General features: G+C 61.3%; 12 protein-coding genes. 9 read left to right on the top strand and 3 right to left on the bottom strand.

Annotated elements, in window-relative coordinates; genetic code table 11:
- Positions 1–24 precede the first annotated feature (24 nt).
- Positions 25–465 carry an Lrp/AsnC family transcriptional regulator gene (locus QO005_RS13120; protein ID WP_307158486.1) on the top strand — a complete coding sequence of 147 codons (441 nt, stop codon included), beginning with the start codon at positions 25–27 and terminating at the stop codon, positions 463–465.
- A gap of 15 nt (positions 466–480) precedes the next feature.
- Here the strand turns inward: QO005_RS13120 and QO005_RS13125 are convergent, their stop codons facing one another.
- On the bottom strand, positions 481–786 hold the full coding sequence (locus QO005_RS13125) for a hypothetical protein (protein WP_307158487.1): 306 nt from the start codon (positions 784–786) through the stop codon (positions 481–483).
- 132 nt (positions 787–918) lie between these two features.
- Positions 919–1,980, bottom strand: a complete 1,062-nt coding sequence (locus QO005_RS13130; protein ID WP_370878067.1) for a glycoside hydrolase family 5 protein — start codon at positions 1,978–1,980, stop codon at positions 919–921.
- A 477-nt stretch (positions 1,981–2,457) separates the two neighbouring features.
- On the opposite strand from QO005_RS13130, the gene purU reads away from it, so the two are divergent.
- Complete coding sequence (gene purU / locus QO005_RS13135; protein ID WP_307158489.1) at positions 2,458–3,342, top strand: formyltetrahydrofolate deformylase; 885 nt, start codon at positions 2,458–2,460, stop codon at positions 3,340–3,342.
- A gap of 240 nt (positions 3,343–3,582) precedes the next feature.
- Positions 3,583–6,501 carry an aminotransferase gene (locus tag QO005_RS13140; protein ID WP_307158490.1) on the top strand — a complete coding sequence of 973 codons (2,919 nt, stop codon included), beginning with the start codon at positions 3,583–3,585 and terminating at the stop codon, positions 6,499–6,501.
- Between the two features lie 17 nt (positions 6,502–6,518).
- Here the strand turns inward: QO005_RS13140 and QO005_RS13145 are convergent, their stop codons facing one another.
- Positions 6,519–6,755, bottom strand: a complete 237-nt coding sequence (locus QO005_RS13145) for an Lrp/AsnC ligand binding domain-containing protein (protein WP_307158491.1) — start codon at positions 6,753–6,755, stop codon at positions 6,519–6,521.
- A 344-nt stretch (positions 6,756–7,099) separates the two neighbouring features.
- Here QO005_RS13145 and QO005_RS13150 point away from each other — a divergent pair, with 344 nt between their 5' ends.
- The 6 genes from QO005_RS13150 to QO005_RS13175 all read left to right on the top strand — a co-directional run bounded on the left by QO005_RS13150 (position 7,100) and on the right by QO005_RS13175 (position 12,817).
- Positions 7,100–8,383 carry an NAD(P)/FAD-dependent oxidoreductase gene (locus tag QO005_RS13150; protein WP_307158492.1) on the top strand — a complete coding sequence of 428 codons (1,284 nt, stop codon included), beginning with the start codon at positions 7,100–7,102 and terminating at the stop codon, positions 8,381–8,383.
- 142 nt (positions 8,384–8,525) lie between these two features.
- Positions 8,526–9,536, top strand: a complete 1,011-nt coding sequence (locus QO005_RS13155) for a ligase-associated DNA damage response exonuclease (RefSeq protein WP_307158513.1) — start codon at positions 8,526–8,528, stop codon at positions 9,534–9,536.
- Complete coding sequence (locus QO005_RS13160; protein WP_307158493.1) at positions 9,536–11,146, top strand: cisplatin damage response ATP-dependent DNA ligase; 1,611 nt, start codon at positions 9,536–9,538, stop codon at positions 11,144–11,146. Before QO005_RS13155 ends, QO005_RS13160 begins: the two co-directional genes overlap by 1 nt.
- Positions 11,147–11,289: 143 nt before the next feature.
- A complete protein-coding gene (locus QO005_RS13165) occupies positions 11,290–11,637 on the top strand; it encodes an ElaB/YgaM/YqjD family protein (protein WP_307158494.1) in 348 nt (115 codons plus the stop codon).
- Positions 11,638–11,639: 2 nt separating this feature from the next.
- The gene (locus QO005_RS13170) at positions 11,640–12,071 is read left to right on the top strand and encodes a hypothetical protein (protein ID WP_307158495.1); all 432 of its coding nucleotides are present in this window, start codon (positions 11,640–11,642) and stop codon (positions 12,069–12,071) included.
- A 233-nt stretch (positions 12,072–12,304) separates the two neighbouring features.
- The gene (locus QO005_RS13175; protein ID WP_307158496.1) at positions 12,305–12,817 is read left to right on the top strand and encodes a Dps family protein; all 513 of its coding nucleotides are present in this window, start codon (positions 12,305–12,307) and stop codon (positions 12,815–12,817) included.
- Positions 12,818–12,907: the final 90 nt, after the last annotated feature.

Genomic DNA, 12,907 nt, shown 5'->3' on the forward strand with positions numbered 1-12,907 from the left:
AAATAGCTTTGAGCATTATGGCAGATGGACGCTCTCGACGAACACCTCATCACGCTGCTGCGCCACAATGGACGGCGCAGCATTTCCGATCTGGCGGCAGAAGTGGGGGCCTCGCGCGCCACGGTTCGGGCGCGGCTGGAAAAGCTGGAAAAGGATGGCATCATCCTGGGATACACGGTCATTCTGCAGGCCGATACGATCGAACTTCCGGTGCGCGGCATCATGATGATCGAGATTGAAGGCCATGTGACGAACAAGGTGGTGCGCAGCCTGAGCGGCTTCCCGGAAATCTCGGCCATTCACTCCACCAATGGCCGCTGGGATCTGATCGTCGAATTCGGGGTGAGTTCCCTGGGGGAGTTCGACCGCGTGCTGAGCCGCGTGCGGCTGGTGCCGGGCATCAGCAACAGCGAGACCAGCCTTATTCTCTCCACGCCGCGCAGCAGCCGGGCGCGGCTTGGATAATCATCGACTGTCCGGTTACCGCAACTGGTCGAGCGCCACGGCGCGAACCCGGCCATTGACCGGGCTTTCACCGGCCAGAGCCCGCAATTGCGCCGCCGGCATGATCTTTTGCAGCGGTTGGGCAATAGCGTCCGGCGCCACCGGCACGCAGTCCCCGTACATCTTCAGGGAATAGCTTTCGAGCGCCTTCAGGCGATCCGGCAGTGCCGCCCGGCATTCAGCCGAATTCGTATAGCTGATGACGGCCACCGGCTCTTTCACGCAGCTGGACTGTTCCGGGTGGCAGGCAACCACCACCATGATGGCAGCGAAACTGATCATATCCAAACTCCTTACCCTTGACCGTGAAACGCAGGCTTGATCAGCCGGTTCCGGTCAGGATGGGGAGATTGTGGGGGCGTGCACGCAATTGTGACCGGAAAGTCACAATTGCGGACAGGGATAGAGATGATTTTAACGCTTGCGAAGGGCGGGGCAGTCTCCCGATGCGGCGGAATAGTCCTTGAGGAAGGGTTGCAGGCCTGCAAGCTGGGGCCGGTCGCCGCTCTTGCCCGGCTGGATGTTCAGCATTTCGCTTTCCGGCCACCAGTCGCCTGCGGACCAATAGGCCCAGCCGACCCAGCGGTCGCTGTTTTTCTCGACGGCGGCCGTCATGCTGCGGATGGCATCGACGCAGGCCGGTGCGCCCGGCGCGCCGAATTCGCCTAGATAGCCGCGCTTGCCGTTCTTGCGCAGCCAGCGGGTGACGTTGTCGATGGCTGCCACGGCATCGGCAGCGCGGCTGCAATTGTCATGGGTGCCGGAAAAATCCTCGTCGAAATACTGGTGCACCTCATAGGCGTAATTGTTGCCGGGATCTTTCACGCCCAGCATGATCACGCCATTGGCGCCGCCATAGCTCTCGCTTTCCCAGCTATGGGCGCCCGTCCACGAAACGCCCGGCACGAGGATGAGGTTTTTGGCGCCGGTAGCGCGGATTGCGGCAATGGCGCCATTGGCCGCTGCCAGCCATTGGCTGGCCGGCATGTCGAACGGCTCGTTCATCAGGCCGAAGACGATGGCCGGATCATTGGCATAATGCTCCGCCAGCCTTCCCCAGAAATCGGCGAAGACCTCCACCGGTACATCGGCGGTGTTGACCTGCTTGCCATAGTAGATGCCGAAATTATGCGGATCGAGAATGATCCGCATGCGCTGGCTTTTCAAGGATTTGATCGTTGCGTCCAGCCGCTGCAACTCCTCCTCCGCCAGGTCCTTGCCCGGTTCCGGCTGCAAATGCTCCCAGCGAAAGGGCAGACGGGCGGAGTTGAATCCCTTTTCCGCGAAATAGCGGATGGTCGCCTCGCTCGGATAGGCATAGTCCTTGAACGGCTTGCCGCCGACATCGCCGAATTCTGCGCCCGAAAGATTGACCCCGCGAAAACACGCCTCTGCCGCCTGAACCGGCGTGACGCAGGCGGCAAGGGCTGCCAGTAGCCAGGAAAAGCGACGGGCGAGCGTTTTTCCGTGCTTCATCGAACCACGGAAAACCGGGTCCCACTTTTCCTGGAAACACTCTAGGCCTGCGGCACAAGGCTTCTGAGGCATGTTCCTTCCTTTCCGCTGTCCTGGAGTTGGACAACAGATAGTGCATTTCAAGGAAAAGTATAATACCCGCGCCTGTCTTCTCAAACCCTCATGCATATGCCGTCCTCATCGGTAAATGGGGTGCCCTGGATCGGCGTCATGGCGGAACTCGGCTTGAAAAAGCCGCTCCAGAGCGGATGACAAACCGCAACTCTCCGTAATTTCCCTTAAGGATCGGGGGCGGTTGGCCCGAAACGCTTTGCGGATCATTCCTATCCCGATTATAGAGCATTGCCCCGAGAAAAGTGCAGGCGCTGTTTTCCGTCCGGAAATGCATAAAAACAAAGGGTTATCGTGATCCGAAACCTGCGGCGGTTTCCGGATCGAAGGTGTGGCCGAGCCGCGAGGCCCGTAGAGGATAATGGTATGACGAGCTATGTTTTGACGGTAACCTGCCCTTCGACGCGCGGCATTGTGGCGGCGATTTCCGGCTATCTGACGGAGAAGGGCTGCAACATCGTCGATTCATCGCAATTCGACGATCTCGGCACCGGCAAATTCTTCATGCGCGTCAGCTTCATCTCGGAAGAAGGCGTTGTCCGCGAGGAACTGGTGAAGGGCTTCGAGCCGATTGCCAAAAAATTTGCGATGGACGTGGACTTCCACGATGCCAGCCAGCGCATGAAGGTGCTGCTGATGGTCTCGCGCTTTGGCCACTGCCTGAACGATCTGCTCTATCGCTGGAAGATCGGCGCGCTGCCCATCGAGATCGTCGGCGTCGTCTCCAACCATTTCGACTATCAGAAGGTGGTGGTGAACCACGACATTCCCTTCCACCACATCAAGGTGACGAAGGAAAACAAGCCGCAGGCGGAAGCGCAGCTGATGGACGTGGTGGAGCAGACCGGCACGGAGCTAGTTGTTCTGGCACGTTACATGCAGGTGCTGTCGGATGATCTGTGCAAGAAGATGTCGGGCCGGATCATCAATATCCACCACTCCTTCCTGCCAAGCTTCAAGGGGGCAAACCCCTACAAGCAGGCCTATGAGCGCGGCGTAAAGCTGATCGGTGCGACGGCGCATTACGTCACCGCCGATCTCGATGAAGGCCCGATCATCGAGCAGGATGTGGCGCGCATTACGCACGCGCAATCGGCGGAGGATTACGTCTCCATCGGCCGCGATGTCGAGGCGCAGGTGCTGGCGCGCGCCATCCATGCGCATATCCATCACCGCACCTTCATCAATGGCAACCGCACCGTGGTCTTCCCGGCCAGCCCCGGGTCTTACGCTTCGGAACGGATGGGCTGAGCGGGGGCATTTTTGCCTTTTGCGCCCTTTCGACATGGTCATTGGACGATAATCCACAGAAAAATCAAGGATTCCGACCGCTCTTGACGCCCGGGATGGACGGCGATTGACTCTTTGATAAGCTTCCGCTGTTTTGATTTCGGGGAGGCGACGGCAATTCTGAGTCGAAAGCCTCCCTTGTTATGCGCCTGTAGCGGAGACTGTGCCTGTCTTCGCCATGCGCCATGAGGAGAGGCAGCCATGTCGGAAACGGCTCTGTTCCAGCGGACTGAACTGCCGCGCCCGGAGGTGAGCCTTGAGCAGGCCGCCGCAATTGCCAGGACGCATTACGGCCTGAGCGGCACGGTGCGTGAACTGGGCAGCCAGCAGGACCGTAATTTTCTGATCGAGGCGGGGGGCAAGCGCTTTGTCCTGAAAATCTGCCGCGCGGATTATGCGCTGGCCGAACTCGAAGCGCAGAATGCGGCGCTTAAACATCTGGCCGAGATGACGGATGCGCCGCAGGCGCCGCTGCCGATTTCCGCGCTGTCGGGCGAGGATATTGTCGAGGCTCAGCTGGATGAGGCGGCCTATCACGTCCGGCTTCTGGAGTTTCTGGAGGGCGAGCCGCTGACCCGGCGGAAATATCTGCCGGTCGAAACCGTGGCGGCGCTGGGGGCATTGTCGGCCCGGCTTTCGCTCGCCCTTGGCGATTTTGAACATCCGGGCCTCGAAAGGGACCTGCAATGGGATCTGCGCCATGCGGGACCGGTGGCGCTGCATCTGCTGACATCGGTCAGCGATCAGAAGCGCCGCGATGACGTGGCCAAGGCGATGATCGTCGCCATGCGCCATCTGAAACCGCTGATTCCGGATCTGCGCGTTCAGGCCACCCATCACGACCTGACGGATGATAATGTCGTGGCTGAGGTCGCTGAGGATGGCCGGTTGATGCCCGTCGGGGTCATCGATTTCGGCGATCTCACCGCAAGCTGGCTGGTGGCGGATCTGGCCATCACCTGTTCAGCGCTGCTGCATCATGCCGATGGCGACCCCTTTTATGTGCTGCCTGCCGTACAGGCTTTTCACGCGCTGCAGCCGCTGACGGAAACCGAGCGCAAGGCGTTGTGGCCGCTGGTCGTTTCTCGGGCAGCGGTGCTGGTGGCCAGCAGCGAGCAGCAACTGGCCATCGATCCCGACAATGACTATATTCGCGGCAATGTCGAGCATGAGCGGGAAATCTTCACTGTCGCCACTTCCATTCCCTTTTCGGTCATGGAGGCCGCCATTCTCTCCGCCACCGGCTATGAATGGCCCGAAGAGCGGCCGGTCATGGGCCGTCTGTTGCCGGATATCGATCCGGCTAGCGTCAATCTGACCGATCTTTCCACCCTCAGCCCGGATTTTCTCGAGGATGACTGGGCCGATCCGCAGATCGACTGGAAGCTTCTGGCCAAGGCCGCCACGGTGACGGGTGTCGCCGCCACCCGCTACGGCGAACATCGCCTTTCCTATACGCGGCTTCTGTCGCCACAGCCGCCCGCAAGCTTTGCCCTGCATGTGGATGCCTGCCTGCCCGGCGGCGCACGCGCCGTGGTGCCTTTCGATTGCGTGCTGAAGCGCACCAGCCAGCATATCATTCTGCAATCCGCCGATCTCGCCTTGCATATCCATGGCCTGGATTGCGACCTGGAAGAGGGCGCTGAGCTTGCGGCGGGCGATGACCTTGGCCGCATTGCCGGGGCGGAAGGCGCTGTCGGCGGCCTGCGACTCCAGCTTTGCAGCGATCTCGATCTGGTGCCGCCGCTCTTTGCCCGGCCCGATCATGCCAGCGCCTGGGCACGGGTCTGCCTTTCACCGGCAGCACTCTTCGGGGTGGATCTCGATGCTGCCGCCGAGGATGCCGCCGCGCTGCTTGCCCGGCGCAAGCGGCATTTCGCCAGCCCGCAGAAACACTATTACCGGGAGCCGCCGCGCATCGAACGCGGTTTTCGCGAACATCTCTTCGACATGACGGGCCGCGCCTATCTGGACATGGTCAATAATGTCGCAACCGTAGGCCATGGCCACCCCCGTCTCGCCAATGCCGCCTGGCGGCAATGGTCGCTGCTCAACACCAATTCCCGCTTCCATTACGGTGCGATTGCCGATTTCTCCGAACGGCTGGCGGCACTGGCGCCGGAGGGACTGGATACGGTCTTTCTGGTCAATAGCGGTTCGGAAGCGGTGGATCTCGCCATCCGCCTGGCCTGGGCGGCCACCGGACGGCGCAATGTGGTGAGCCTGCTGGAGGCCTATCACGGCTGGACGGTGGCCAGCGATGCCGTTTCCACCTCGCTGGCCGATAATCCGCAGGCGCTGGAAACCCGGCCCGACTGGGTCCATCCAGTGCTGTCACCCAATGCCTTCCGGGGCCGCCATCGCGGGCCGGATGCCGGGGCAGCCTATGCGGCTGCAGTGGAGGAAAAGCTGGCCGCGCTCGAACAGGCGCCGCCTGCCGCCTTCATTGCCGAAAGTATTTTCGGCAATGCCGGTGGCGTGCTGTTGCCGGAGGGATATCTGCCGCGCGTCTATGACGCGGTGCGGGCCGCAGGCGGGCTTTGCATCGCCGATGAGGTGCAGGTGGGCTATGGCCGGCTCGGCCACTTTTTCTGGGGCTTCGAGCAGCAGGGCGTGGTGCCGGATATCATCACCATCGCCAAGGGCATGGGCAATGGCCAGCCGCTGGGGGCGGTCATCACCACCCGCGCCATTGCCGACGCGCTGGAGCAGGAGGGCTATTTCTTCTCTTCATCCGGGGCAAGCCCGGTCAGCTGCGCCATCGGCATGACGGTGCTGGACATCATGCGTGACGAGGCGCTGCAGGACAATGCCCGCGATGTGGGCGATTTCCTGCGCGACAAACTGGTGGAACTCACCGAAATCCATCCGCTTGCCGGGGCCGTGCATGGCATGGGGCTCTATCTCGGCCTGGAACTGGTGCGTGACCGGGACACGCTGGAGCCGGCCACGGCGGAAACCGTCGCCATCTGCCACAGATTGCTGGATTTCGGCGTGATCATGCAGCCAACCGGAGACCATCTCAACGTGCTGAAGATCAAGCCGCCGCTCTGCCTCTCCTATGAGAGTGCCGCCTATTTCGTGCAGATGCTGGACCGGGTGCTGAGCGAAGGGTGGTGAGCGGGCTTTCCGCTCTCTCAGAAGGCCGTAAAAGTCATGGTGGTCAGCGAGCGGACGATGCCGGGGATTGCGGTGATCTTCTCGTTGACGAATTTGCCGATATCCTGACCTTCCTCGAGATAGACCTTCATCAGCAGGTCGTATTCGCCGGAGGTGGAATAAAGCTCGGAGACGATTTCGGCCTTGTAGATGGCGTCCGCCACCTCATAGGTCTTGCCTGGAACGCATTGCAGCTGCACGAAAATCGGTTTCATCACGTCCATCCCGGATTTGCTTTGCCCCTGACTATAACAGAGGCTCGCCCGGATCAATTGCCGATCCCTCATCGATATACAGCATAGGGCCGCGCATGTGAGCGTGATAAGGTCATGCTTGCCGGGAATGAGGTCTTGAGAAAATATCGGTATTTCGGGAGGTTTTCCCGGGTTACGATGATCTTGACTGTAAGAACCGGAATGATCGGTGCAGTCTCACGCTCTAAAGCACGTTGCGGCTTATCAGCCTCATGCAACGTGCTTTACATTCTTGTTTTAACGCATGTCGTTCTCGCAAAACCGCTGCACACTTTTGCGCGACATGCTCTAACCGGACATCACACATGCTGAACGACCCGCGCTCCCATGGTCTTTGGGAAAAAACCGCTCCCGCAGCACCTGCTACCGCTCCGCTGAGCGGGGATGTCACGGCGGATGTCGCCATTGTCGGTGGCGGCTATACCGGGCTTTCGGCAGCCCTGCATCTGGCTGAAGCCGGCAGCCGCGTCGTACTGCTGGAGGCGGTGGAGATCGGCTTTGGCGGGGCGGGCCGCAATGTCGGGCTGATCAATGCCGGCATGTGGGTGATGCCGGATGATCTGCCGGGCGTGCTGGGGCCGGTGCATGGAGAGCGGCTGCTTGAGCTTCTGGGCAATGGTCCCGCCGTGGTCATGGACCTGATCCGCAGGCATGACATTGCCTGCGAACTGGAAACCCAGGGCACGCTGCATTGCGCCGTGGGCGCGGTCGGGCTGAAGGAAATCGAGTCGCGGGCCGCGCAATGGGCCAGGCGCGGCGCGCCGGTGCAGGTGCTCGATGCCGAGGAAACCGCCCGGCGCATCGGCACCAACCGTTACAGCGGTTCGCTGCTGGATCTGCGCGCCGGGACATTACAACCGCTTGCCTATGCACGCGGGCTGGCGCGGGCGGCCATCGCCGCAGGTGCCACGCTGCATACCGCAAGCCCGGTGACGGGCTGCGAGGAGCAGAACGGGCAATGGCGTTTGACCACCGCGCGCGGGAGCCTGACTGCGCCGCGGGTGATCGTTGCCACCGATGCCTTCAGCCATGGCCCCTGGGAGAGCGTGCGCCGGGAACAGGTGCGGCTTCCCTATTTCAACTTCGCCACCAAGCCCCTGGGCGACAATCTGCGCAAGGCCGTGCTGCCCAACCGTGAAGGCTGCTGGGATACCAAGGATGTGCTCTCTTCCTTCCGCATGGACAAGGCGGGCCGGCTGGTCTTCGGCAGCGTCGGCGCGCTGCGCAATAGCGGTACGGCCATTCATCGCAACTGGGCGCGGCGCAGCCTTGCGAAGCTTTTTCCGCAATTGGGCGAGGTGGAATTCGAAAGCGAATGGTATGGCTGGATCGGCATGACCGACAATGCCCTGCCGCGCTTTCACCGCTTCGCACCGGGCGTCATCGGTTTTTCCGGTTATAATGGCCGGGGTATTGCGCCGGGCACCGTCTTCGGCAAGCAGCTTGCCGCGCATCTTCTCGGCGAAATCAGCGAGGAGGACCTGGCGCTGCCGGTCACCGATCTACAGGAACCGGCGCTGCGCCCCTTGAAGGAAGCCTGGTATGAGGCAGGCGCGCAGCTTGCCCATCTGGCCGATGCAAGATTTTAGAGCATAATCCGACCGGAGTGAAACGAGGATCGGCAAGATTATGCTCCAAAACTAGGGCTTTAGGGTGAGCGACATGCTGGGGACGCGGTGACAGGATAGGGATCTGTGCTTTCGATAAGTGCTGCCCTATCTTCCCAGAATGCTGAAACCCGAAACCCTGCTTTATCCGAGGCCTGCCGGGCTCTACTGTCCGATGGGCGATTTTTACGTCGATCCGGTGCGGCCGGTGGAACGGGCGCTGATCACCCATGGCCATTCCGACCATGCCCGCGCTGGCCATGCGCATGTGCTGGCGACGCGGGAAACGCTGGACATCATGGCGCTGCGCTATGGTGAAGACTTTGCGGGATCGAAGCAGGCGGTTGCACTGGGCGAGAGCCTTGAGGTCGGTGGTGTCAGTGTGCGCTTTCACCCGGCGGGCCATGTTCTGGGCTCAGCGCAGATCGCGCTGGAAAACCGGGGCCTGCGCATCGTCGTCTCCGGCGATTACAAGCGGCGGCCGGACCTGACCTGCGCCGCCTTCGAGCCGGTGCCCTGCCATGTCTTCATCACCGAAGCCACCTTTGGCCTGCCGGTCTTTCACCACCCCGATCCGGCGCGGGAAATCGGCAGGCTGCTCACGTCGCTGACACAATTTCCCGAGCGCAGCCATCTGGTCGGCGCCTATGCACTGGGCAAGGCGCAAAGGGTGATTTCGCTGATCCGCGCCAGCGGTTATGACAAGCCCATCTACATTCATGGGGCGCTGGCCAAGCTCTGTGATTACTACGTCTGCGAGGGCATCGATCTCGGCGATCTCCGTCCCGCAACACTGGAGGGCCGCTCCGGCGAACATTTCAAGGGTGCGATCATTCTCGGGCCTCCCTCGGCCTTCAATGATCGCTGGGCGCGGCGTTTTCACGATCCGCTGGCGATTTTTGCTTCCGGCTGGATGATGGTGCGCCAGCGCGCCAAACAGCGCGGGGTGGAGTTGCCGCTGGTGATTTCCGACCATTGCGACTGGCCGGAATTGCAGGACACCCTTCGCGATGTCGCGCCCGAACAGGTCTGGGTGACGCATGGGCGGGAGGAGGCGCTGGTGCGGTGGTGCGAATTGCAGGGCATTGCCGCAAAACCGCTGCATCTCGTCGGCTATGAGGACGAGGGGGACTGATGCGCGCTTTCTCCACCCTGCTGGACCGGCTGGTGCTGACGCCGAGCCGCAATGGCAAGCTGAAACTGCTGAGCGATTATTTTGCCACCACGCCGGACCCGGATCGCGGCTATGCGCTGGCGGTGCTGGCGGGCACGCTGGACCTCAAAAGCGTCAAGCCTGCCATGCTGAAGGAACTGGTGCTGGAGCGCATGGACCCGGTGCTGTTCGGCTACTCCTATGATTATGTTGGCGATCTGGCCGAAACCATCTCGCTGGTCTGGGACCAGGATCGCGGCGAGGCGGCGGAGCGGGCCGAACCCCGGCTGAGCGCGGTGGTGGAGCGCATGCAGTCGCTGAGCCGCCTGCAGGTGCGGGCTGCGGTGCGCGACCTTCTGGATCAGCTCGATGTGTCCGGCCGGTTTGCTTTTCTGAAGCTCGTTACCGGCGGTTTGCGCATCGGCGTTTCGGCACGGCTGGCCAAGCAGGCTTTGGCCGAAATGGCGGGCAAGGATGTCACCGAAATCGAGACGCTGTGGCATGGGCTTGAGCCCCCCTATGAAAGCCTGTTTGCCTGGCTGGAAGACCGGGCGGACAAGCCGCTTCTGGCAACGCCGGCAATCTTTCACTCCGTGATGCTGTCCAATCCGGTCACGGAGGGCGATCTCGACGGGCTTGATCCCGGCGATTATGCCGCCGAATGGAAATGGGATGGGATCCGCGTGCAGCTTTCCCATCATGGTGGCACGCGGCGGCTTTATTCCCGCTCCGGCGACGATATTTCCGGCGCCTTTCCCGACATTATCGATGCGGTGGCCTTCGAAGGCGTCATCGACGGTGAATTGCTGGTGGGTGGCACCTCGCGCTCCAACCAGCCGACCCGCACCTTTTCCGATCTGCAGCAGCGCCTGAACCGCAAGACCGTGACGGCCAAGATGCTGAGTGATTACCCGGTCTTCATTCGCGCCTATGACCTGTTGTTCGACGGGGTGACAGACCTGCGCGGGGAGGCCTTTCTGGACCGCCGGGCGCGGCTTGCCACGATCATCGAGAGCGAGCGACCGGAGCGCTTCGATCTCTCGCCGCTGATTGCCTTCGAAAGCTGGGACGAACTGGACCGGCTGCGCCACAACCCGCCCGATCCGGTGATCGAGGGCGTGATGATCAAGCGTAAGGACAGCATCTATCAGGCGGGCCGGGCCAAGGGGCCGTGGTACAAGTGGAAGAAACAGCCGCTCAATGTCGATGCCGTGCTGCTTTATGCCCAGCGCGGCCATGGCAAACGCTCCAGCTATTATTCGGATTTCACCTTTGCCGTCTGGAAGGGCGAGCCGGGGGAGGGGGAACTGGTGCCGGTGGGCAAGGCCTATTTCGGCTTTACCGATCAGGAGCTGGAAATTCTCGATCGCTATGTGCGCAACAACACGGTCGACCGTTTCGGGCCGGTACGGGCGATCCGTGCCGAGCCGGATCATGGCTTTGTGGTGGAGGTGGCCTTTGAGGGGCTGAACCGCTCCACCCGGCACAAATCCGGTGTGGCCATGCGCTTTCCGCGCATCGCGCGGCTGCGTCAGGACAAGTTGCCGCGCGATGCGGACAGGTTGGAGACGCTGCTGAAGCTCTTCGATTAGACCGCGGTGATGGAACACTTCACCGCCTGCGACGTTTCCAATCCGAACCGGCTGCAGGACGGTGGCCTTGGCGGCATCATGTCACCTTGCCCACTGCGGTCTGATGCGTTGCTCTTGGCCTGTCCATTTCCAAGGAGATTCTGATGGTCGATCCCCATAATTCCGGTTTCACGGACAATCTCAACGATGCCGAGGCCAAGGCGGCATCGCTGGAACTCGAAGCGCAGATCGAGCAGCTGAAGCGTGACATCGCCGGGCTGACCAAGAGCCTTGCCGATCTCGGCAGCGCCAAGCTCAACCAGGCGGCCAGCAAAGCCAGCCAGTTGAAGGACGACGTGGCCGAAGCCTCCGCCGATGCGCTCAACAGTGCGCGCGGCACCGTGGCTGCCGTTGAACGCGACCTCGAAGATCATATCCGCCAGAAGCCCCTGCAGTCGATTGCCATCGCCGCTGGCCTTGGCTTCCTGCTGGCGCTGATCTCGCGGCGCTGATCATGTTTGCACTTCTTGCCCGATTGGCGATCATAGGCGCGCAAGGCGTCAGGCCGAAGGTGGAAAAGGTCAAGCGTGACCTTTTCGCCGCTCTGGTGGCCGGATTCTGCTTTCTGGTGGCACTGGTGGCGGCCATCGTTGCAGCCTGGATCTTTCTGGCCGAGGTCATCGGGGCCGGATGGGCCGGACTGGTCATTGCTGCGGCTGCCATTCTGATTGGCGCCATTACGCTCGCTGTCGTGTCGCTGATCAACCATCGCGAGGCCCGCCGCCGCGCCGTGCTTCAGGCTTCAACTCTTGCGGCTACCGATCCCCTAACACTCGGTGCCATGGGTTCACTGCCGAAAATGTTGAAGGTCAACCCTGTCATCGGTGTTCTGGCGGTGGGGGCTTTGACTTTCCTGTTTGCACGCAGCCGGATGGATCGGGATTGACGGTATCCGTCGGCAGACACTGATCCGACTTTTGCATGATGAAGACATGCCAGCGCGGCCCGCCCGACCGCGATGGCCAATACGAAGAGCCATTGAAAATGGCAGTTCGTATTCCCCTTTCGAATATCTCAAGCCCTTGATGTATTTGAGATATTCGAAATTCTTTCAAGGCGAGGATGCGTTAGCATCTTCGAGCCTTGGTATAAATATTTTCCAAACCCAAGGAGAACGTTATGGCGAAGACTGCTGAAGTACTGAAACCGCGTGCCCGGGTCGAAAAAATTGGCATTGGACTTGAGGATGGTTACCGCCAGGAGGCGGCCCAGGAACTGTCCGCTATTCTGGCGGCCACCTATGCGCTGACCATCAAGACCCAGGTCTATCACTGGAATGTCGTCGGACCGCTGTTCAAGCCGATCCATGAACTGACCGAGGAGCACTACAACACGCTCTTTGCAGCCATCGATATTATCGCCGAGCGCATTCGCGCCCTCGGCCACCTGGCGCCGGTCAATTTCGACAAGACGGCGTCCTTCGCCCCGAAGCGGGGCGATACCGAACACCGCGCCGCCGTCGATATGGTGGAAGATCTGATCGCCGATCACGAAGCGGCAGTGCGCCAGATGCGGGAGACGGCGGAAAAAGCCGACGAAGCCGGTGACGTCGTGACCGCCGACATGCTGACCGACCGCCTGACCTTCCATGAAAAGGCGCTGTGGATGCTGCGCGCCATTGTGGCCGTCTAGGGTCAAAACTCAATCAGGATGGGTGTTCTGTTGAACGGGATGGGATTGAATGGCCGCGAACAAGCGCAAGGCAAGGCCCTGAGGCCTTGT

This window comes from Allorhizobium paknamense, from assembly GCF_030815125.1.
Taxonomy (GTDB): Bacteria; Pseudomonadota; Alphaproteobacteria; order Rhizobiales; family Rhizobiaceae; genus Allorhizobium; species Allorhizobium paknamense.

Excerpts from the sequence above, each read along its gene's own strand:
- QO005_RS13120 (WP_307158486.1), top strand. The coding sequence starts at position 25 with ATGGACGCTCTCGACGAACACCTCATCACGCTGCTGCGCCACAATGGA.
- QO005_RS13170 (WP_307158495.1), top strand. The coding sequence starts at position 11,640 with ATGTTTGCACTTCTTGCCCGATTGGCGATCATAGGCGCGCAAGGCGTC.
- QO005_RS13165 (WP_307158494.1), top strand. The coding sequence starts at position 11,290 with ATGGTCGATCCCCATAATTCCGGTTTCACGGACAATCTCAACGATGCC.
- QO005_RS13150 (WP_307158492.1), top strand. The coding sequence starts at position 7,100 with ATGCTGAACGACCCGCGCTCCCATGGTCTTTGGGAAAAAACCGCTCCC.
- QO005_RS13175 (WP_307158496.1), top strand. The coding sequence starts at position 12,305 with ATGGCGAAGACTGCTGAAGTACTGAAACCGCGTGCCCGGGTCGAAAAA.
- QO005_RS13160 (WP_307158493.1), top strand. The coding sequence starts at position 9,536 with ATGCGCGCTTTCTCCACCCTGCTGGACCGGCTGGTGCTGACGCCGAGC.
- QO005_RS13145 (WP_307158491.1), bottom strand. The coding sequence starts at position 6,755 with ATGAAACCGATTTTCGTGCAGCTGCAATGCGTTCCAGGCAAGACCTAT.
- QO005_RS13125 (WP_307158487.1), bottom strand. The coding sequence starts at position 786 with ATGATCAGTTTCGCTGCCATCATGGTGGTGGTTGCCTGCCACCCGGAA.
- QO005_RS13130 (WP_370878067.1), bottom strand. The coding sequence starts at position 1,980 with ATGAAGCACGGAAAAACGCTCGCCCGTCGCTTTTCCTGGCTACTGGCA.
- purU (WP_307158489.1), top strand. The coding sequence starts at position 2,458 with ATGACGAGCTATGTTTTGACGGTAACCTGCCCTTCGACGCGCGGCATT.
- QO005_RS13140 (WP_307158490.1), top strand. The coding sequence starts at position 3,583 with ATGTCGGAAACGGCTCTGTTCCAGCGGACTGAACTGCCGCGCCCGGAG.